Source organism: Marivita sp. (assembly GCF_965656765.1).
In the GTDB taxonomy this organism is placed as follows: Bacteria; Pseudomonadota; Alphaproteobacteria; order Rhodobacterales; family Rhodobacteraceae; genus Marivita.
In genome coordinates, this window is sequence record NZ_CBFHLV010000009.1 from 41601 (window position 1) to 63013 (window position 21413).

General features: G+C 56.9%; 19 protein-coding genes. 12 read left to right on the forward strand and 7 right to left on the reverse strand.

Annotation, left to right across the window (positions count from 1 at the left end; all coding sequences use genetic code 11):
* Positions 1-28 precede the first annotated feature (28 nt).
* From ACTG4M_RS04580 to ACTG4M_RS04590, 3 genes are read right to left on the reverse strand one after another with little or no spacing between them, the layout of a single operon-like run.
* Positions 29-889: an amidohydrolase family protein gene (locus ACTG4M_RS04580; protein ID WP_439122457.1), complete on the reverse strand. Its 861-nt coding sequence runs from the start codon at positions 887-889 to the stop codon at positions 29-31.
* A complete protein-coding gene (locus ACTG4M_RS04585) occupies positions 882-2474 on the reverse strand; it encodes an ATP-dependent DNA ligase (protein WP_439122458.1) in 1593 nt (530 codons plus the stop codon). The genes ACTG4M_RS04580 and ACTG4M_RS04585 overlap by 8 nt, the downstream gene beginning before the upstream one ends.
* The gene (locus ACTG4M_RS04590; protein WP_439122459.1) at positions 2471-3478 is read right to left on the reverse strand and encodes a ligase-associated DNA damage response exonuclease; all 1008 of its coding nucleotides are present in this window, start codon (positions 3476-3478) and stop codon (positions 2471-2473) included. The genes ACTG4M_RS04585 and ACTG4M_RS04590 overlap by 4 nt, the downstream gene beginning before the upstream one ends.
* 98 nt (positions 3479-3576) lie before the next feature.
* Here ACTG4M_RS04590 and ACTG4M_RS04595 point away from each other — a divergent pair, with 98 nt between their 5' ends.
* The gene (locus ACTG4M_RS04595) at positions 3577-4347 is read left to right on the forward strand and encodes an HpcH/HpaI aldolase family protein (protein ID WP_439122460.1); all 771 of its coding nucleotides are present in this window, start codon (positions 3577-3579) and stop codon (positions 4345-4347) included.
* On the opposite strand, the gene ACTG4M_RS04600 is transcribed toward ACTG4M_RS04595, so the two are convergent.
* Positions 4344-5282, reverse strand: a complete 939-nt coding sequence (locus ACTG4M_RS04600; RefSeq protein WP_439122461.1) for an alpha/beta fold hydrolase — start codon at positions 5280-5282, stop codon at positions 4344-4346. The two genes, ACTG4M_RS04595 and ACTG4M_RS04600, sit on opposite strands and share 4 nt — an antisense overlap.
* Entirely contained in the window at positions 5282-5572 is a 291-nt protein-coding gene (locus ACTG4M_RS04605) for an SCP2 sterol-binding domain-containing protein (RefSeq protein ID WP_439122462.1), read from the reverse strand. Before ACTG4M_RS04605 ends, ACTG4M_RS04600 begins: the two co-directional genes overlap by 1 nt.
* Before the next feature lie 90 nt (positions 5573-5662).
* Between ACTG4M_RS04605 and ACTG4M_RS04610 the strand changes: the two genes are divergently transcribed.
* The 5 genes from ACTG4M_RS04610 (at position 5663) to ACTG4M_RS04630 (ending at position 10773) form a co-directional block, all read left to right on the forward strand.
* Complete coding sequence (locus ACTG4M_RS04610; RefSeq protein WP_439122463.1) at positions 5663-6217, forward strand: tetratricopeptide repeat protein; 555 nt, start codon at positions 5663-5665, stop codon at positions 6215-6217.
* Between the two features lie 39 nt (positions 6218-6256).
* A complete protein-coding gene (locus ACTG4M_RS04615; protein WP_439122464.1) occupies positions 6257-9211 on the forward strand; it encodes a helicase-related protein in 2955 nt (984 codons plus the stop codon).
* Position 9212: 1 nt separating this feature from the next.
* The gene (locus ACTG4M_RS04620) at positions 9213-9593 is read left to right on the forward strand and encodes an RNA-binding S4 domain-containing protein (RefSeq protein WP_439122465.1); all 381 of its coding nucleotides are present in this window, start codon (positions 9213-9215) and stop codon (positions 9591-9593) included.
* Positions 9594-9642: 49 nt separating this feature from the next.
* Entirely contained in the window at positions 9643-9981 is a 339-nt protein-coding gene (fdxA, locus tag ACTG4M_RS04625) for a ferredoxin FdxA (protein ID WP_439122466.1), read from the forward strand.
* Between the two features lie 273 nt (positions 9982-10254).
* Positions 10255-10773: a CarD family transcriptional regulator gene (locus tag ACTG4M_RS04630; RefSeq protein WP_439122467.1), complete on the forward strand. Its 519-nt coding sequence runs from the start codon at positions 10255-10257 to the stop codon at positions 10771-10773.
* Positions 10774-10821: 48 nt separating this feature from the next.
* On the opposite strand, the gene ACTG4M_RS04635 is transcribed toward ACTG4M_RS04630, so the two are convergent.
* Positions 10822-12699, reverse strand: coding sequence for a monovalent cation:proton antiporter-2 (CPA2) family protein (locus ACTG4M_RS04635; protein WP_439122468.1), 1878 nt, complete (start codon positions 12697-12699; stop codon positions 10822-10824).
* A 134-nt stretch (positions 12700-12833) separates the two neighbouring features.
* The gene (locus ACTG4M_RS04640; protein ID WP_439122469.1) at positions 12834-15401 is read right to left on the reverse strand and encodes a hypothetical protein; all 2568 of its coding nucleotides are present in this window, start codon (positions 15399-15401) and stop codon (positions 12834-12836) included.
* Between the two features lie 157 nt (positions 15402-15558).
* On the opposite strand from ACTG4M_RS04640, the gene ACTG4M_RS04645 reads away from it, so the two are divergent.
* The 6 genes from ACTG4M_RS04645 to ACTG4M_RS04670 all read left to right on the forward strand — a co-directional run bounded on the left by ACTG4M_RS04645 (position 15559) and on the right by ACTG4M_RS04670 (position 21345).
* Positions 15559-16257 (forward strand): SIMPL domain-containing protein, encoded by a 699-nt coding sequence (locus ACTG4M_RS04645; RefSeq protein WP_439122470.1) that lies wholly within the window; start codon positions 15559-15561, stop codon positions 16255-16257.
* Positions 16258-16334: 77 nt separating this feature from the next.
* On the forward strand, positions 16335-17339 hold the full coding sequence (locus ACTG4M_RS04650) for a hypothetical protein (RefSeq protein WP_439122471.1): 1005 nt from the start codon (positions 16335-16337) through the stop codon (positions 17337-17339).
* Positions 17340-17501: 162 nt separating this feature from the next.
* Positions 17502-19370, forward strand: coding sequence for a DUF4214 domain-containing protein (locus ACTG4M_RS04655; RefSeq protein WP_439122472.1), 1869 nt, complete (start codon positions 17502-17504; stop codon positions 19368-19370).
* A 42-nt stretch (positions 19371-19412) separates the two neighbouring features.
* Positions 19413-20078, forward strand: a complete 666-nt coding sequence (locus tag ACTG4M_RS04660) for a Crp/Fnr family transcriptional regulator (protein WP_439122473.1) — start codon at positions 19413-19415, stop codon at positions 20076-20078.
* Positions 20079-20209: 131 nt separating this feature from the next.
* Entirely contained in the window at positions 20210-20422 is a 213-nt protein-coding gene (locus ACTG4M_RS04665) for a YgaP family membrane protein (protein WP_439122474.1), read from the forward strand.
* Between the two features lie 38 nt (positions 20423-20460).
* Complete coding sequence (locus ACTG4M_RS04670) at positions 20461-21345, forward strand: MBL fold metallo-hydrolase (protein ID WP_439122475.1); 885 nt, start codon at positions 20461-20463, stop codon at positions 21343-21345.
* The last annotated feature ends 68 nt before the right edge of the window (positions 21346-21413 follow it).

Sequence of the window (21413 nt, forward strand, 5' to 3'; positions counted from 1 at the left end):
TTGAACCTGTGCCGTGCAGGCAAAAGGTTCAAGGGGCAAAGCCGTAGAGTGTCGCGGGATTGTCGGTAAATAGCTTTTGACGGGTGATCTTATCCGGGATTGCGTCAAGCAAGCAGTTGAGCTGTGTCCCGGCGTCCGGCATCGCGACACCGTTGAGCATCAGGTGGGGCCAATCGCTGCCCCAGAGAATACGTTCGGGATTGGCACGGGCCAAGCGCTGCAGGAGATCTTTTGGTTGCGGCGTGTGGCGGTACGTCGCGCTGAGTTTGGTCCACGCGCGGCCATCTGCGAGAAGACGTTCGAGCGCTTTCTGACCTTCGGTGAGGCCCAATGCCGGATCAGGCCAAGCGCAATGATCGAACACGATCTGTACCGGCAGACTGGGCACTTGTGGCGCCAATTCCTCTAAATGCAAATGGGAATGGGCCAGCATTTCTACATGCAGCCCGTGATCGACCAAGATGGGCGCAAGGCGCTTCATCCCGTCCCAGCTGAGCAACCCGCCATGCACATAGTTCAGACGCACCGCTTTGCAGTTTTGATCGGCCAGCGCGCGAATGTCGGCCTCGGTCGCATCATCCGAGATCAGGCAAACTGCGCGGAAGTTTTCGCCCAAGCGCCGCACCGCTTCGAGTGTGATACTGTTGTCGCCACCATAGAGGATGGAATGCACGATCACGCCACGTGTGCAGCCAAGAACGCCTAGATGCGTGCGGTACCGGTCAAGCCATGTGTCCAGAGTTCCGGGGGGTGGGTTTTCGACCCGACCTTCCCATAAGGAAAAGTCGTCACCAATCAGGTGTACATGTGCATCGCAGGCATCGTCGGGCAGCGTTGCGCTGGGCGCAATTGGGCTTGGTGCGGGCGCGGCAGCGGTGGGTTTAACCATAGGTCTCCAGCATATCCTTCAAATCATCGAGCGTGTTGGCCTCTTGAAGGGGCTTATCATGACGCCAACGGGACATGCGAGGGAAGCGCAGCGCAATGCCGGATTTATGGCGCGGAGAAGCGTGGATTCCTTCGAATGCGATCTCGAACACATGGTGTGGTGTGACCTGCCGCACTGGACCGAAACGCTGCTGTGTGTTCTTGCGCACCCACGCAGTGATCGTGCGGAATTCGTCGTCGGTAAGGCCAGAATAGGCCTTCGTGAAGGGTACGAGATCGTTGCCGTTCCAGACCGCAAAAGTGAAGTCCGTGAACAAGTTGGCGCGGCGACCATGGCCTTGCTGGGCATAGATCATCACTGCGTCTACGGTCAGGGGATCGTGCTTCCACTTCCACCAATCACCTTTCTTGCGACCTGAAAGGTAGGGACTGTCCTTGCGTTTGAGCATCAGTCCTTCGGCCCGATGATCGCGGGCGGTGGCTCGGATCTGTGCCAGCGCATGCCACGTGTCGAACGGCAGCGGCGGAGCGGCTTTGACCGGTGCATCCTGGGGCATTTCATGCAGCAAGGTGTCCAACCTTGTGCGGCGCTCTTGCAGCGGTTGATCGCGTAGGTCTTGGCCATTCTCTTCAAGTAAATCGTAAGCAAGCAGGATCACAGGCGCGTCTTTGAGCAGTTTCTTCGGCACCGTCTTGCGCCCGATCCTGGCTTGCAGGGTGTTAAACGGGAACGGCTGTGTGCCGTCCCACGCAACGATCTCTCCATCCAGGACGATGCCATCCGGCAAGAAATCACCCAACCGAGCGAATTCTGGAAAACGGTCTGTCATCAACTCTTCGCCGCGCGACCACACGTGGTGCGTGCCATTGCGCAAAATGACCTGACCACGAATACCGTCCCATTTCCATTCGGCTTGCCAATCGTTGGGCGCGCCTAGGTCGTGCGGCGCGCCATCTAACTGATAAGCCAAATAGAACGGGTAAGGGCGGCTTTCGTCAGCTTCTACGTCTTCGGCTTCGATGAGATCATGATACGTGGTGGTTTCCGGGGTCCAGCCGCCCATGAGGCGATGGGCAAGGCTGGCTTCGTCCTGATCGGTTGCTTGTGCCAAGGCGCGGGTCATTAGTTTTTGACTGACGCCGATACGAAAGCCCCCGGTGATCAACTTGTTGAAAAGAAAGCGTTCTGTTGAATCTAATTGATCCCAGGCGTCCAGGATGCGCGCTTTGCGTTGGTCGATATCCAAGGCGGAAAGCGATTTCAGCTCGGTGATCCACTGGGTGAGTCGCAAGTCGCTGTTTTGGTTCGGCGGCGGAAGGGTCAGGGCAATGGTTTCTGCAAGATCGCCAACAATGGGATAGCTTTCTTCAAGCAACCATAATGGAATTCCGCCAAGCTCAGCGGCCCATTCGCGCAGCTGAGTTGTTGTCACAGCACGTTTGGGACGACGGCCAGAGAAAAGCGCGATGGTCCAAAGTTTGTCATCATCCGAGGCGGTCGTGAAAAATTCGGCCAGCGCTTTTGTTTTGAGGCTGGTCTTGGTGGTTTGGTCAATCGTGGTAAACAGAGCGACAAAGTCTTTCATGCGGCGTCGGCCTCATCATCATCACCGCCGAATTCAGTTGGGACGACTTGGGCATTGTACCCCGCAGAGTTCAGCCATCGCGCGAAGATCTCTGTGTAACCATGAGTTGCATATATGTTTTCTGCTTCTGTTTCCTTGACGGCGTGCATAAGGCCGTCCCAATCAGCATGGTCCGAAATAACAAAACCTCGGTCCGCAGCCCGTCGACGGCGGACGCCGCGTAGGCGCATCCAGCCCGACGCAAAGGCGGTCGACGCAACTCCGAAGCGGCGGGCCCATTGCGATCCCAATGCCGAAGGTGGCGCGATCACCAATGCGCCGGGGTGATCTTTAACGTTCAGTTCGGGTGTGACGTGGATGGTATTTGGCAGTGTATAACCTTGATTTCGTAGCACTTCGTTGGTGTTTTCGACAGCGCCATGGGTCAAGATCGGGGCGATCGCGGGATCGACCATCGACAGTAAACGCTGCGCTTTTCCAAGCGAATAGGCGCCCAAGATCGACGCTTTTCCATCAGCTGCATTTCGCGACCACCATGCGTTAAGGTCGTTGGCGACATCGTCTTGGTCGTCCCATTTGAAAACGGGCAGTCCAAAGGTGCACTCTGTGATGAAGCTGTGGCAGGTAACGGGCTCAAAAGGTTCAGATATCCCGTCTGGGATAACCTTGTAGTCGCCAGACGCCACCCAGATTTCGCCGGCAACCTCGACCCGGATTTGAGCAGAGCCAGGCAAGTGGCCGGCTGGATGGAATGACACCAAAGCGTCGCCAATTTTACGCTTTTCGCCGAATTTAAGAGTTTCGACAGAAATTTCTCCCAACCTGTGACGCATGACCGGGGCGCAGGCGTCGGTGCATAGATAGCTGCGGTGACCCGGGCGGGCATGGTCGGCATGCCCGTGTGTAATCAGCGCGCGATCCACGGGTCGCCAAGGGTCGATGTAAAAGTCTCCGGCGGGACAGTAGATGCCGCGGTCGGTAAAGGTGAGAACTGCGTTTGTCATGATGATGAGTATAGGGGGCCGGGCAAGCATCGCCAGAGGCTTGCCAAGCGGGATGCACGGCGTAGGGTGTGCCGGATCAGACTATCAGGAGACCACCCATGCAAATCGCAGGATTTCGCCAGCGCCTCTTGTCGCGCGTCCCTTTGGCAGGAACGTTTTTGAAAACCCCGGCATATCAAGTGGTTGAGGTGTTGGCGCAGTCCGAACTTGATTTTGTGTGTCTGGATGTCGAACACGCCCCGTTCGACCGCAGCGCGGTAGACGCGTGCTGCGCGATAGGACGAGCGCTGGACTTCCCGGTTTTGGTCCGGGTCGGAGACAATTCGGCCCGCGAAATCCTGCAGGCGTTGGATTGCGGTGCGGTTGGAATTGTCGTGCCGCATATCGACAGTGCCGTAAAAGCCGCGGAAATTGCGCGGTCCGCAAGATTTGGTAAGGGCGGGCGGGGATATGCCGGTTCGACCCGGTGGGCAGGCTACGCAACGCAATCCATGCCCGATCTGCTGGCGCGGTCGCAGTCTGAAACCGTGGTCATGGCGCAGATCGAAGAACCCGAAGGCGTTGAGGCCTGTGAGGCGATTGCCGCAACCGAAGGGATTGATGCGCTGTTTCTTGGCCCGGCAGACCTGTCTGTTGGGTACGGTCATGAAAACCAAACGTCAGCCGATCTGTTCGAGGCAATGAACCGGGTGGGCAAAGCGGCGAGCGCCGCAGGCAAAGCCTATGTATCATGGGTTGCCAATGCTCAAAAAGCGCAGGAATGGTCGCAATACGGAATGAGCTGTTTCTTCATATCATCCGAACATTCGTGGATGCGCGCTGGTGCAACTGCAGAGGCGCGCGGCGTGCACGAGATTGGGAAGGCTTAGGCTTTGAAGCTTGAGAACAGGGATACAGCCGCACCGGTCACCTGACGACGGGTGTTGGCGTTTTCCATAAGAACTTCGTGTTCCGCGCCATCGACCAGCAGAAACTTACCGCCTTTCCAATGGGTCATCCGCTCCCGGATGCGGGTAGTGTCAACGATCCGTTCGTTTGACCCGACAAAACATAGCGCGGGCATGGCGGGCGATTTCAGATCTGCGAGTGCATCACATTCTTCAAGTGCAGAGCGCAACCATGTGAAAGACGGACCGCCCAGACCGAATTGCGGCTCTGCCTCAACGTGTTGGCGCATGTAGTCGAACATGTCCCGGTCAGATGTCAAAAGATTGGTCTCGAACGGTTCAGATGCCGGGTAGCTTTTAATAGAGGTGCCCGGCGCAAGGCGATGACCCTGCCCAAACGCTTGGGCCAAACGGGGCAACAACCACGCCGCCGGGCGCAAATATGCGGTCATTTCGATGCCCCACATCGGGCCGGTGAACACCACGGATTTCATGTCGCTTCCGCCCATGAGTGCGCGCAGGCCGATGCAGCCGCCCATAGAATGCGCCACCATATGCCACGGGCTCTGTGCCGCGCGGTCGCGCGCGAAGGCCCGGACAGCAGACCAGTCTTTCTGAAAATCCAGAAATTGGTCCACATGGCCGACCATCGGGTTGGCACTTAGGCGGTCGGCCATTCCCTGACCGCGCCAATCGACTGTCACAACATCAAATCCGGCGCGGACAAAATCCTTGGCGTTGCGGCCGTATTTTTCGATGTATTCGGTGCGCCCCGGTAAAATGAAAACCGTGCCCTTGGCGTCTTTCGCCGATGCATATCCGACACGAATGCGCACCCCGTCCGAGGTGCGCAGCCAAAATGCCTGAGTTTCCGGCCCATCGGCCAGGTCGTCGCGATAGGGCGCGGGATCGGCCATCAGGCGAGGCTGGCAGCCAGTTTCATTGCCATGCCCATGTCGCCGTCAATGGTCAGGCGACCGGACATAAAAGCGGATGTCGGATTGAGCGATCCGTCGAAAATATCGCGGTAGGTGTCCGCGTCGGCGTTGAACGTGACGTCGGCATCCGCCGCACCTTCGCGGGCCCCATCGCTGTCGACAACCATACTGCCTTCGCCTTCGATGTTGAACTGCGCGGTGCCGTCGATGCCGCTGCCGTCCAGCTTTTCGTTCATGGCGGTGACTGCCTGTGTCACAACTTCGCTCATTCGCTCGTCTCCTTGTGATCGTGTCCTGGGGTGTAAGGGTGGCATTTGCCAAACCTCACGCTAAACTCAAAGGTGGTTATGAGGTTCACAATGCGCAAATACAAATCTGCCGTTGCGGCATTTCTTTTTTCAATTGGTGCGGCCGTAGGTCCGTTGCAAGCACAAGATGATCCTGCAGTTGATCTGATGGACGAGCTTGCGCAGGCTGAAGACGAGCGTGCGGCGGACAGACTTGAAAAACAAGTGCGGCAGGAGTGGTCAAAATCCGGATCAGCGACGATGGACCTTTTGCTCAAGCGGGGGCAGGACGCGCTGGATGTCGATGAATTGACCGTCGCGATGGAGCATTTGCGCGCGCTGACCGATCATGCGCCTGATTTTGCAGAAGGGTGGCACACTCTTGCGCTGGCTTATTACCGGGCCGACATGTTCGGCCCTGCAGCGGATGCGCTGGAGCGGACACTTGCGCTGAACCCCGATCATTTTGGCGCATTGCGCGGATTGGGCGCGATATTCGAGCAGGTCGATAAACCTCACCTTGCGTATGATGCCTATTCGCGGGTACTCAGCCTGCGACCGCACGATTCCGCCGTGATTGACGCGTTGGAGCGGTTGGAGCTTCGGGTGAACGGGCAGACGCTCTAGATCATCTGACGCCCGAGCAGGACGGCAAAGGACGTCAACATGGCCGGACATGCACGGGTTGCGGCCATTCTTGGCCCGACCAACACAGGCAAAACCCATTACGCCATCGAACGGATGCTGGGCTACCGCACGGGCATGATTGGTCTGCCGCTGCGTCTTTTGGCGCGCGAAGTTTATGACAAGATAGTGGATGTACGCGGCCCGTCTGTGGTGGCGCTGGTCACTGGCGAGGAACGTATTGTTCCGCCGCGTGCGCAATATTGGGTCTGCACTGTTGAGGCCATGCCCGAGGGGATGGGCTGTGATTTTGTCGGGATCGACGAGATCCAGTTGTGCGCCGATCCCGAGCGGGGTCATGTGTTTACCGACCGTCTTTTGCGGATGCGCGGTTTGCACGAGACCTTGTTCATGGGCTCGGACACGATGCGGGGGCCGATTTCCGAATTGGTTGAGGGCGTCAAATTTGTGCGCCGTGAGCGGATGAGCCAGCTTTCCTATACGGGTTCCAAAAAGATCAGCCGCTTGCAGCCCCGTACAGCGATTGTCGGTTTCTCGGTCGAAAATGTCTATGCGATTGCCGAATTGTTGCGCCGTCAAAAGGGTGGCGCGGCTGTGGTCATGGGCGCGCTCAGCCCGCGCACACGGAACGCTCAGGTTGATCTGTACCAGAATGGTGAGGTGGACTACCTTGTGGCCACCGATGCGATCGGGATGGGGCTGAACCTTGATATCAACCATGTCGCGTTTTCGTCTCTGACCAAATTCGATGGGCGGCGAATGCGGCCCTTGATGCCCAATGAACTGGCGCAAATCGCAGGTCGGGCTGGGCGCGGGATGGCGAACGGGACGTTTGGCGTAACGGGCGAGGCGGGACCGATCTCAGACGAGGTGGCCGAGGCGATCACCAACCACCGTTTTACACCGCTTAGGAAGCTGAACTGGCGCAATCCGGAACTTCGGTTCGGCAGTATTGATGCTTTGATTGCATCGCTTGAAGCCAGCCCAAATGACGAGTTGTTGATCAAAGCGCGTGAGGCGGACGATCTTCAGGCGCTCAAGGCGTTGAGTGCCGTTGCCGAGGTTCAGGCACGGGCGACCGATCCGAAATCTGTTCAATTGCTGTGGGACGTATGCCGCATTCCCGATTTCCGGGGGATCAGTCATGCGGAACATGCGGGCCTTTTGGAAGTTATCTACGGACACTTGAACCAACGCGGCGCTATCCCGGATGATTTTCTGGGGCGGCAGGTCAATCGGATCGACCGGACAGATGGCGACATTGACACGTTGTCGAAACGATTGGCGTATATCCGCACATGGACCTATGTCGCGCAGCGGAATGCGTGGGTGCATGACGAAAGCCATTGGCGTGGACTGACGCGCGCTGTAGAAGACCGACTGTCGGATGCGCTGCACGAGCGCCTGACCCAAAGATTTGTTGATCGGCGCACATCCGTGCTCTTGCGCCGATTGAAGCAGAAGGAGGCCCTTTTGGCCGAAGTGAATGACAAAGGTGAAGTAACCGTCGAAGGCGAATTCGTCGGCAGACTTGAGGGGTTCCGGTTCCGCCAGGACAAGGACGCAACCGGGCAGGAAGCTAAGACGCTGAAAACCGCGTCGTTGCAGGCTTTGGCTCCGCATTTCCATCTTCGGGCGGACAGGTTCTACAACGCGCCCGATACCGAGATGGATTACACCGAACAAGGTGGCCTCATGTGGGGTGAACAGGCGGTTGGCAAGCTCGCGGCGGGCGATGACCCACTCAAGCCGCGCATCGTTGCCTTTGTCGATGAAGAGGCTGGGCCAGATGTGGCGCAAAAGGTGCAGCGCCGACTGCAGCACTTTATTGACCGCAAGATCGCCGCGCTGTTTGAGCCGCTGGTAAACCTTCAGAAAGACGACACCTTGAATGGTCTGGCGCGCGGTTTCGCGTTCCGCATGGTCGAGTCCATGGGCATCCTGCCACGTGCCGAAGTGGCTGACGATGTCAAAGCGCTGGATCAGGATGCACGCGGAATGCTGCGCAAACATGGCATTCGCTTTGGTCAGTTTACGGTGTTTATGCCGCTGTTGTTGAAGCCCGCGCCAACACGATTGCGTCTGGTGCTTTGGAGCTTGGCTAAGAACTTGGACGTGTTCCCAGAAGCGCCGCCTCCTGGTCTGGTGACGGTGCCGAACACGCCGGGCACACCGGCTGAGCATCACACTGTGTCGGGGTATCGCGCTGCGGGTGATCGGGCGATCCGGATCGATATGCTAGAACGTCTGGCTGATCTGTTGCGTGCGCAGGACAGCCGGGGTGGGTTCGAGGCGAACCCTGACATGTTGTCGATCACGGGATTGACGCTTGAACAATTCGCCGACCTGATGGGCGGCCTTGGTTATAAAGCCGAAAAGAGTGAGCGCGAGAAAGTGCGTGCCGTGGATGCCGTCGTTCCCGAGGCGGACATGGCAACAGCAACTGAACAGGACGCAGCAACAGACGGTGCTGTGCCGGTTGAAGACACGCCGGTGATGGATGCTGGGCAAGAGGGCGCACCCGGAGCGGATGCGGCCCCCGCGGATGCCCCTGATGCGGCCGATGTTTCAGATGTTGCCGCGGCGATGCCGGAAGGTACTGTAGCCCCGGTTGCTGACGCACCGACAGATGCGCCTGCAGAGACGCCGGTGCCCGCCAATTCCGAGACTGAGATCGACCCCGGCGCGGCACCCGACGCCGCTTTGGCTGGGCCCGAAACCGAGGTCTTTTACACCTTCACATGGCGCGGCAATCGCCCAGACCGGCAACCGCGCCGCGATGGTGGCAAGGGCCGGCGTGATGGCGGCAAACCGCAGGGCGACCGTCCACGTGGCAAGGGCAAGCCCAAAGGCAAGGGCCAACCGCGCGACGGCGGTGCGAAGTCATTCCAGGCGCGTCCACCCAAGAAAGAAAAGCAGATCGATCCGGATAATCCATTCGCCGCAGCCCTGATGGGGTTGCGGAATAAGGATTGAATTGACTGAACCGGTCCAGAAGCTGCGTATCGACAAGTGGCTTTGGCATGCGCGTTTCTTTAAGACGCGCAGCCTTGCTGCAAAGGTCGTGTCTGGCGGGAAGGTACGCGTGAACGCTCAGCCGATTTCAAAACCGGCCTACGCGGTTTCGTCTGAGGATGTGCTTACATTCCCTCAGGGTGATGATGTCCGTGTGATCAAAGTGCTCGAATTGGGAGAGCGTCGCGGGCCAGCACCAGAGGCGCGTTTGCTTTACGATGATCTAGACCCACCCAAGCCGCGTGAAGCTGCAGCGCCAGTGCCTCGTTTTGAAGGCAAAGGTCGTCCGACCAAGAAAGATCGTCGCGCCTTGCAACAAACCCGGTCAGACCTTCTTGAATGATTTTTCCGAGTGGCTTAGCTAGCTTGCGAACGATCGATGGACGAACCGCATGACCTACATTGTCAACGATGCCTGCATCGCCTGCAAATTTACCGACTGTGTCGAAGTCTGCCCAGTGGACTGTTTCTACGAGGGTGAAAACATGTTGGTGATTCACCCGGATGAATGCATTGACTGTGGGGTCTGCGAACCGGAATGCCCGGCAGATGCGATCCGCCCGGATACAGAGCCGGACATGGACAAATGGGTTGAGTTCAATCGCAAGTACTCGGAAATGTGGCCGGTGATCATCACCAAGAAAGACCCGCTGCCAGACGCCGAAGAGCGGGACGGCGAAAGCGGTAAGCTTGAAAAGTACTTTTCTGAAGCGCCTGGCGAAGGCGGTTAATGATTCGCATGTATGGCGCGAAGCAGTTCTAGGCTGCCGTGCAAGTGATTGATTTTCAATCACTTAACCCTTTCCGGTGTGCCACTACCGCGAAGCCCATTTTTGTGGTATACATATTTCATAAATGAGACCTGTGGGACATGCGCCTCTCGGTGCTTGGAATTTAAGCTGACGTAGCTTGTTTCGATACTCTGAAAGAAAACGACCGGAAGCGCTGCCTCCGTTCGTTATTTTTGTCTGTGCCGCATGGTTATATGCCAAGGAAGGTTCTGAATGACCAAGTCGAAAAAATCCGAATTTCGTCCAAATGACTACGTTGTGTACCCTGCACATGGTGTGGGCCAGATCGTATCGATCGAAGAGCAAGAGATCGCTGGCATTACACTTGAGCTGTTTGTGATCTCGTTCGAGAAAGACAAGATGACATTGCGCGTGCCAACGCACAAAGCGACGGAAATCGGAATGCGGTCCCTGAGTTCACCCGATGTTGTGAACCAGGCGATGAAGACGCTCAAAGGCAAGGCCAAGGTCAAAAAGGCCATGTGGTCGCGTCGTGCGCAGGAATACGAACAAAAGATCAACTCGGGTGATTTGATCGCGATCGCCGAGGTGGTGCGTGACCTGCATCGTGCCGACGATCAGCGCGAGCAAAGCTATTCCGAGCGTCAGCTGTATGAAGCCGCGCTTGAGCGTTTGACCCGCGAGATCGCTGCAACGTCGGGTGGTGACGAACTCGAAGCTGCCAAGCAGGTTGGCGATGTCCTGTTGTCGCGTGCACCTGCTGCGGCCTGATACAACCTGATTGGGTTAAAGAAAGCGGCCCCAATGGGGGCCGTTTTTTTATGCTGCGTCGTCGTTGTTGTTTTCCAGTGCGGTCAGCAATGATGCCTCAAGCTCTTTTTCAAGCTCCCTCGCGCGGGCGATATATGCGTCATTCTGTGCCGATGGGATGTTCGGATCCCACAGGTCAGCCAATTCGCGTACAGTATAGCGGTCATGTTGGTAGAACAGCTTTTCTGCTTCGGACGCTTCGTAATCACTTAGACCAATGTTCTCGAGCACATAGCGACCAGCCCGCAAAGAGCTGTCGAACAGTTCGCGCACGATGTCATTCGCTCCGGCCTTGTACAGCCGGTAGGTGTGTGTCCGGTCGCGTGACCGTGCGACGATGTGGATGTCGGGGCGCAAGCGACGCGCATACGTAACCAAACGTTCGGCCGCAATTGGATCATCCAAAGCCACCATCAGGACGCGCGCGTTGTCAATACCAGCCGCATGGAGCAGGTCTGGGCGGAGCGGGTCGCCAAAGAAGCCCTGATAGCCAAAGCGGCGCATCAGCTGAATGGTTTGTAGGTTGTTGTCGATCACGACGGTCTTGACCCCAACGGATTGCACCAACCGATTGACGATCTGACCAAACCGCCCAATTCCGGCGATGATCACAGTGCCTTGCTGATCGATTTCATCATGTTCGAGGGCTTTGTCGCTATCCTTGAGGCGCTTGGACAGGACCTCGTAAAGGATAAAGGCCAGCGGTGTGATAAGCATCGACAGCGCTACAATGAGCAGCAGCCGATCGGCCAGATAGCCGGGCAAGATGGATTGCTGAAGCGAGAAGGAAATCAGGACAAACCCAAATTCACCGGCTTGGGCAAGGCCAAGTGTGAAAAGCCATTGATCCCGCCCACGCAGTTTGAAGGCGCGGCCAAGGCCGTAAAGGATGATCCACTTGAGCAACATGATCCCAAGAGCAAGCCCGAGGATTGAAATTGGCTCTGAAAAGAGCAGGCCAAAGTCGATGCCAGCGCCGACAGTGATAAAGAACAGGCCAAGCAACAAGCCCTTGAAGGGTTCAATGTCCGATTCCAGCTCGTGGCGGAATTCACTGTTGGCCAGAACAACTCCAGCGAGGAAGGTGCCAAGGGCAGGGGACAACCCTACCGCAGTCATGAGAAAGGCGATGCCGATCACGATCAGAAGTGCCAGCGCCGTATACATTTCGCGCAGGTGGGCGGCATGGATATAGCGAAAGAGCGGACGCGCACCGTACACGCCGCCCAAAATGATCAGGGCCACAGCGCCTAACGTCACGAGCGTTACACCCCAACCTGGCAAACCTTCGACAAGGGACATGCTGTGCCCATGTGCGACGTCGTTTTCCAGAACGCTGCGTGTGATCGACCCATCTTCGTTCAACGACGGAATGGACGGCACGGCCAGCAGGGGCAGGATGATCAACATCGGAATAACGGCGATGTCTTGGGTCAAAAGGACGGAGAATGTGGACCTTCCGCCGCTGGTCTGCATAAGACCTTTTTCGCTGAGGGTTTGGAGAACAATCGCAGTCGAGGACAGCGCAAAGATCATCCCAATCGCAAGCGAGGTTTGCCATACAAAACCAAGATAAATGGCACCGGTCATCACGGCAAGCATGGTAATCAGCACTTGCAGTCCACCCAGCCCAATCAGTCGGTGGCGCATGTCCCACAGCGCGCGTGGCTCTAGCTCCAGTCCGATCAGGAACAGCATCATCACGACACCAAATTCGGCAAAGTGCTGCAAGTCCGTCGTGTCGGCAACCAAACCCAACCCCGGGCCAATGGCGACACCGGCCAGCAGATATCCCAGGACGGATCCCAAGCCCAAACGTGCAGCGATGGGCACGGCAATCACCGCAGCCAGCAGAAAAACCGACGCCAGGAAGAGAAATTCACCCATTCAGATTATGCCTTTCGAACTGCAGACAGGATGCGCGTTTTCGCCCTGCGAACGCAACCAGATCGCGAGCGGGGTGCCGAAATAAGTGGCAATCGAGTGTCTTGCGGTGAAGGATTGGGCGGCGGGTTGCATGTTTACCCGTCCGGCATATCCAACACAACATTCCGGCCGTTCTTGGAGTAACGCAGTTCGTCTTCGCCTATCGCTGCAACGCGCCCGCCATCAAGACGATCACCTACCTTAACCTTTTGATAACGACCGTTCGACAACCGCACGAGCGCGCGGCGACTTGATGGTTTGCCATAGACCCCGATCAGGTTGATGCGCCGCAGATTGATGGCGTTCGACACAGTGGCCTGTCGGGCGACATTGGCCGTCGATGGGATGCGCGGTTGCACTGTGCGCGGCGCGACGGCAGCGACTTGCGTAACTTCGGCGGGCTGGGACCGCTGCTGAACCCGCGACCGTTCGACGATTTGGGAAAAGTTGCGTGGCCGCGTCACCGGGGCGACAGATTGCGCCACAGCGAATTGAGTCGCGTCTGGTTGCGCTTCTTCTTCCTCAGCCTTGAGGGTCTCGGGCCGTGCGGCGGGCCGCAAGGCGGCAAGTTCGGCACGGGTGCGACCTGCCAATTGGGCGCGCTCGTTGCCTTCGATCAAGCCATCTGGACGTGACCGAGGGCGGAATTGTTCCAGTTCGGGCGCTACGGCGGCTATGGTGCCATCCTCGGTGGGTTCGGGGGTTACTTCGACCGGGGCCGGACGGACAGGTGGGACGACCGGTGGCAAGCCCGCGAAAATGCGTACGCCGTCTGGATTCAAAGCACCTTCTGGCGTAGCGATCACGAGACCACGCTCATCCAGGGCAAACTGTGTTCCCGGCGCGGCTGGGTTGGGCTGTGACAGATAGGTTTGATCGTTGCGCAATGCCTCGGCACGAGGCAGGGCTACCGCATCAAATTGCTCAACCCGCCCGTCGATCGACGCCACATAGAGATCATCCAGAGTGGTTTGCGTCGGTGTTGACGGGGCTGCGGGTGAGCGCTGCCAAATTCCTGTTGCCGCATAGCGAGCATCGGCTTCTTCCGGTGTCAGCGCCGCTGGCGGAGGAAGAACGTCGGACAACCCAGTGTCAGTGTCAAAGGTTGTCTCAGTGCCACCCAATGCTGCGACTTGTGTTTCTGCATCGTCCTCGACGGGCGCTGTGATTGAACCATCAAGCGGCAAAAGTTCGACGTCCGGCATGCGTGCTATTGACGGTGTTTCATCGTCACGTTCGAAAAATCGCGACACGCCTTCGTCGAGGAACACGCTGGCCCATGCGGCAACGGCCAGCAGAAAGATCAACAGCGCGCTGGTCAGCATCAAGCCAAGGAACCGGGGCTTCCCGCCGATTTGCGGCTCGGCACGGGCCCCGAATACCGTCATGCGGGCGCGTTCGTCCTGTGCCTGAGGTGCCGCTTCCGGTTTTGCATCAGGATTGCGACCTGCTCGCATTGCAGCGATTCGTGCAACTGCGGCGCGGGCGGGGGCCGGGTCATGCTTTGGTTTGGCGGTCGTATCGGGTGCGCCCGTGTCTTGCGCAGTCAAAGGCGGAGGTGAGGCTTCTACGGGCGTTTCTTTGACTGGCGCATCTGGGGCGGGGTTTCGACGGCTGAAAAAGCCAAAGCCCTTGCGTTCGACCGGTTCTTCTACCGGATCATCCTGTAAGACTGGGGCTGTGATATCGCTGTCACGTGTCGATTTGCGCGCACCGCCAAGTTTGAATCGTGGTGCGTCTGGCGTGTCGACCACAGGCGGTTCCACACGCGGGGCTGCTGGCGCGTCACCGTCGGGCGCAGCGGAGCGCGAGGCGCGGATGGACGAAAACGAAGGTGCAGCAGTAGGCTCAGAGGGCTGCGCAGAAAGCGTAGGTCTGGACGTCTCTGGAACCTCATCCATCGCTGGGGCCAGAGTTGTAGATACAGGTGTATCCCAATCCGCGGCTCCGGGGGCTAACGCATCAGTCGCATCTCTACTTGCCGTCGGTGGTTCGGATACCTCTGGCTCCGGGGTGTCTGTAATTTCGAGAACCGGGTTGTCAGCTTCAATGTCATCCGGTTCTTCGGGTGCGACGTCTAGAACCTCGGGCTCAACAACCAGTTTTTCGGGAACGTCCTCGACAGCCGCGTCTGATGCAACAATTTCAATTGGGTCGGCATCCTTTGCCGGAGCCTCGCCCGTCCAACTTGCCGCCTGACCAAAGTACACCTCACCGGCAAATTGTCCGTCTGGCGCGATGGCGACAAAAGATACCGGGTCGAAATGATGGCTTTTGGCAAAAGCCTCTGCTTCGTCCAGCGTTTCATTGGCCACGGCTGCGATGTGGATGCTGCCCGCATCGTGGGACCAGTCAAAGCTCAGGTCATCGACGGCGTAAGGCGTGGCCCCATCCAGCGCGGCCCGCATGTCGTTTTGCAGCGCGTCGCCGGATTGACCAGTGTCGGGAATGGTCAGGTATTTGATCTGTTCATTCGGAATGACCAGCTTAACCTGACCGCCACGCGATGACATCGCATCCGCAGCCGAGCGCAAGTCGGCCAAAGCGCCGCGCAGGTCTTCTGCATCAAGTGCCACATCACCAACGGGCGTCCACCCATTGGGGACACGACGCAACAGCGAGATACCATCAAAAGAAAGGGTCAGGGCAAAGTCTGGCTTCATAAGTGTATTTTAGCAGTCATTTGCGAGGGATGGGAGTCACTTACGCGCGTATTGAACGCCACAAAGCAAACTTTCGCGCGGGGAAAATTCGGCGCTTGTCAGCAACCTTGCGCGGCGTAATGGTGGAACAAGCTGTGCACGGAAAATAGAGGTCGTCATGTCCAAAGTCACATGTTTCTTTGCTGCAATTGTCTTGGTCGTGGGGATTTCTCCGGTTTGTGCCGAGGCACAGGGCCAGATTGTTGTCACCGGAGAGGGTAGCGTGTTCGCGGTTCCGGACATGGCGGTGATCAATATGGGGGCATCTGCCGAAGCAGACACAGCCAAAGACGCAATGGATCAAACCTCTGACATCACGGCAGCGATTCTCGACCGATTGACAGAGGCAGGTGTTGTGGCCCGCGACATCCAGACTTCGGATTTGAACCTGTCGCCGGTGTGGTCCAACCGGTCCTCGGCAAACACCAGACCGACGATTGACGGCTACCGTGCATCAAACCGTGTCACGGTGCGGGTGCGCGACCTTGACGCGTTGGGTCGCGTTCTGGATGCAGTTTTGACAGACGGCGCGAACGAGCTTGGTGGATTGCAGTTCAAGGTCTCAAACCCAGCGCCACTCATGAACGAGGCCCGTGTCAGAGCTGTGGCGGATGCCCGGGCGAAGGCGGAACTGTACGCGGACGCTGCCAAAGTAACGCTTGGTCCTTTGATTAGCCTGAATGAGACTGGTGCACGCGCGCCGCAGCCACAGTTGACGAACATGGCACGGATGTCGGATGAAAGTGTTCCGGTGGCTCAGGGCGAAACTGAATTGCGCGCAAGTGTAACACTTGTCTATCAGATCCAGTCGGAATGATCTCTGCTCTATGCCTTCGGTGACAGCGTGCCTATAGTGATAAAAAACGAGTAAGAGCAGTTCGCCTGAGGAACGTCATGGCACGCCGTCCGGCACAACCAGATACCGTCAACATCATGATCGTCGGGCAAATGGGGCGATTGGCCTACGAATCCCTTTTGTTCGCTTTGTCGTTGCGGCGGAACACTCCCGATCCACGCTTCAAGCTTTACGTGGCAGAGCCGCAGGCGGGCGAGGCGTGGAAAACCGATCCCACCATCCGCCCGGAACCATTGCGCGAAATGCTGTTGGCACAGGGCGCAACGATCCTGCCGTTCCGCAGCCAGCATTTCGGCAGCGATTATCCCTATGGTAACAAGATTGAAGCTTTGTTCGCGTTGCCGAAAGGCGAGCCCTTCGTCTTTTTCGACACCGACACATTGGTTACGGGTGACCTTGCCGAGGTGCCGTTCGATTTCTCGAAACCAAGCGCGTCGCTGCGGGTAGAAGGCACATGGCCACAGCTAGAGCTGTACGGGCCGGGTTATGCTGCGATTTGGAAGTCGCTCTACGATCGGTTCGGTCTCGATTTTGAAAGCTCGCTTGATCTGTCGCAGCCGGATGAATACTGGCGTCGGTATCTCTACTTCAATGCTGGTTTTTTCTACTACAACTGCCCGCATGTGTTTGGTCAGGCATTTCTGGATATGGCTTTGTCGATCCGGAAAGACCCGCCGCCAGAACTTGTGTGTCAGCAACTGACCCCGTGGCTCGACCAAATCGCATTGCCCTTGGTTATTCATAAATTCGGTGGAGGCAGGGACGCTTTGCCTGAAGGCTTCATTGATGGGGCAACGACGTCGCATTACCGGAACATGCCTTTGCTATATGCACGCGAAAGCGATGAGGTGGTTGATCTGCTTGAAGAGATTTCAGCCCCGAACCCGGTCAAACGTCTGCTAAAAGAGTACGAGCCGTTTAAGCGCATGATTTATCAAAATCGAGGTCACAAGGTCCGCGCATTATTCTACCGCGCGCATTTGCCCAGCCGCGAACAGCCGATCCGACAGAAGATCAAGAAAAACGGATTTTGGATGGTCTAGACGTCACGCTGTCGCCACAATGGCTTGATTGATGCGACTTTACTTAATTGCGGCTTGCCGCAACTTCTTTCCGAACCGCCCCAACTTCCGGGGCATTTAGGCTCAGAACGCCCTAGATCTCGCTTGGGCTTTTATCATCGCTTGTACGTACCGGAGACCCGCATGGCCTTTCTTACAGCATTCACGTTTGATCCCACTGGTGACGAGATCATTGATGTCTTGGTCGATGGTTATGTTTGGGATTTGTCTGAATCTACAACAGTTACCTGGGCGCTGGCCGATGGCCTCAACGGCACCTGGATCGACCGTGAGGGAGCTGTTCAAACATTCGATTTGGCGCTGTCGTCCATTGAGCAATATATCAACGTTGATTTCGTTTTTCTGGGTGACTTCAATAACCCGATAGCTGCAGGCGAATCTGGTGCAGATATTGTCTATACGTTGGACAATACAGAGGTGGATGATGGGACGCTGGCCTACGCCTATTATCCCGGTCCTGAACCGTTCACGGAGTTCGAGCAATACGAGACCGAAGGCGGCGACGTCTTCATGAATTTCTCAGCTGAGGTCAACGCCACATCAAGCTTTCAGCCGGGATCTGATGGGTTTTATACGGTCATCCATGAAATTGGGCACGCAATGGGGCTCAAGCACCCATTTGACGGCAGCCCGGGACGGCCAACACTGGACACCTTGGATCAGTCAGTAGTGCGTGACCTCGATTGGTTCACGATGATGTCCTATTCGGACCAGAACGAGGATGAATTGGAGAGTTGGGATCCGGCAACGCCCATGGTTCTGGACGTGTTGGGCCTGCAGTTTCTCTATGGTGTCAACACATCGACGAATGCGGGAGACTCAAATCTTCGTCTGACCAGCGAAAATTTCTATTACAGCATTTGGGACGCCAGCGGCGAAGATCGGGCAGATGCGTCCGACCAGTCCGAAGGATGGACGATCTTCCTACCCGATTTTCAGGCAACACCACTCGTGGAAACACTGTCTGGCTTTGCTCTGCCGTCGGATCAGTTCAACGGACGGCTGGTCGATTCAGCACCGACCGAGATGATCTGGCTCATGGGCGATATCGAAAACGCCACCGGATCGCGCTTTGACGATTGGATCAATGGCAACCGTTTTGACAACGATCTGCGCGGTGGTGGCGGCAATGATGAGCTTGAGGGCTACCAGGGCAATGATGTGATCGACGGTGGTGGGGGGCGCGACTTGGTGTATTTCTCGGGCGACCAGTCGTCCTACACGATCACCATTGGTGCAGACGCCGTCACGGTGCGGGATCGCAGCGTTGACGGCGCAGGGACTGACACGTTGCGCAACGTCGAGCTTGTTGAGTTCTATTCCGAAGACGACCGCAGCACGCTTGATTTGCGTGAATTCGGTGGTCCCGCAAACCTGACTGGGGCGCAATTGGAGAGTTTCGTCGAGCTGTATATTGCCTATTTCAACCGTGCGCCCGATGCTTTGGGTCTGAATTTTTGGGGCACTGCGTTCGCGAATGGCCGTTCGATTGAACAGATCGCGTCGGACTTCATTGATCAGGTCGAAACACGTGCGACATATCCATCGGATATGAGCAACGATGCCTTTGCGACCGCAGTCTACAACAATGTGCTGGGCCGGGTGCCGGATCAGGACGGATTTGATTTCTGGGTGGGTGTCTTGAACAGCGGTGCTGTCGACCCCGATCAGTTCATCCTCGCAGTCCTTGAAGGTGCCAAGGCAGATCCATCGCCTGATGCGTCACAGGATTTTATCAACCAGCAGCTTGCTGACCGGGACTATCTTGCGGCCAAAACCGATATCGGTGCGCTGTATGCAGTGCATCGCGGTATGTCTGACGTGGACAATGCGATAGCGGTCATGGCGGAGTTCGATGGTTCGGCCGGCAGCGTATCGGACGCTGTGGCAGCGGTGGATCAGTTCTATTCCGAAGCGATCAATCCCGAAACTGGGGCGTTCCTAATGCCGCTGGTCGGCGTGCTGGACAACCCGTTTGACGGCGTTGCATGAAGCAACGAGAGTAAAACCCTTCGAAATCCCAAGGAGCTTTACATGGCGGATACGGGCTGGATCGAACAGTTTCGCGGCCTCAGCACCTTGCCGCAGCCTGTGAAAGATCAGCTTGTCGCGGAAAGCGCCGTGATGACCGTTCCGGCTGGGGTGGCGGTGTTCGGACCTGGGTCAGTACCAGACAACTTGTTGTTTTTACTCAGAGGGCGGGTTCGTGTTCAGCAAACGTCAGAAAGTGGACGCGATATTGTCCTTTATCGTGTAGAGGCTGGCGAAAGCTGTGTGTTGACCACTGCTTGTTTGCTGGCGCATGAGCCTTACTCAGCCGAAGGGATCACCGAGACCGAGGTAAAGGCCGTCGCCATCCCACGTGGCGCGTTTGACCGGTTGATGGCGTCATCGCGCGAGTTTCGGGAATTTGTTCTTACCGCCTATGCCCGTCGTATCACGGACCTCTTTCGTGTCATCGACGATGTCGCTTTTGGGCGGATTGATGTGCGTCTGGCTGCGCGGCTCATCAGCCTTGCACCTGACGAAAACAACCTTGTCGCGACACATCAGCAATTGGCGACTGAACTCGGAACTGCACGCGAAGTGATTTCTCGCGTGCTGCATGATTTCCAAAAACGTGGGTTTATTGCGCAATCAAGGGGCAAGATCACATTGCTGGATCGGGGCAAGATCACGCATTTGGCCGCAAGCGCGTAAACTCTGAAAGCAAACAGCCTGCGACCAAATCACCGGACCTTCTACCGCTGAACCGTTAGGTGACAATATCACTGAAGGGGTAGAGACAAAGGCGTACCACCGAGTCAGCTTTGATTCTGGAGGGTTTTGAAATGACAATCAATGTTGGCACAATCGACCGAGTACTGCGCGCTGTTCTGGGCGTAGTTCTGCTTTATCTCGCTTTCGGCAGCGGTCTGCCGCTCTTTGACGGCGCACTGTTCAAATACGGTGCTGCGGTGATTGGCGTGGTGATGCTGGTCGTGGCAGCGGTGCGTGTTTGCCCGCTCTATTCGATCATCGGCATCAAGACCTGCCGGGCCTGAACCGGTCGCGATCTACGTTACTTATTAAGGAGGCACCCATGACACAGTACCCTGTGAACATGTCCGTGACGCCTGACGTGTCGGCCCATTTCGATGAGGCCACCAACACGATCAGCTATATCGTGAAAGACCCCACATCCGACGCCTGCGCCATTGTCGACAGCGTTATGGACATCGACTACGCGGCAGGCCGGATCACATACGATCATGCCGACGCTCTGATCAACGAGATCAAGACACGCGGTTTGACGCTTGAATGGATCATTGAGACCCATGTCCATGCTGACCACTTGTCGGCCGCGCCCTATATACAGGATAAGCTGGGGGGCAAGGTTGGTGTCGGGTCCAAGATCATGGTCGTTCAGGACACGTTCGGCAAAGTCTTTAATGAAGGCACCGAATTCCAGCGCGATGGCAGCCAGTTCGACAAGCTGTTCGAGGATGGCGATACCTACAAGATCGGCAATATGGACGCCTTTGCCATCTACACACCCGGCCACACTCCGGCCTGCATGGTGCATGTGATGGGCAACGCGGCCTTTGTCGGCGACACGCTTTTTATGCCCGATGGCGGATCGGCCCGTGCCGATTTCCCTGGGGGGGATGCAGGCACTCTGTATGAAAGCATCCAAAAGGTATTGAGCCTACCAGAAAACATGCGCCTCTTCATGTGTCACGACTACGGTCCCAATGGCCGCGACATTCAGTGGGAAACCACTGTTGGTGAAGAAAAGGCGCACAACATCCATGTTGGTGGCGACAAGACCAAGTACGACTTCGTCAAGTTCCGCACCGAACGAGATGCGATGCTGGACATGCCGAAGCTGATTATTCCATCATTGCAAGTCAATATGCGCGCCGGCGAGGTGCCAAAGGACAAAGATGGAAATCCAATGCTCAAGGTGCCTGTCAACGCACTTTGAAGCGGGTCTAAAAAGAAATGGCGGCATAAAGCCGCCATTTTACGCCAATCCCAAACCAAGTGAGTCCA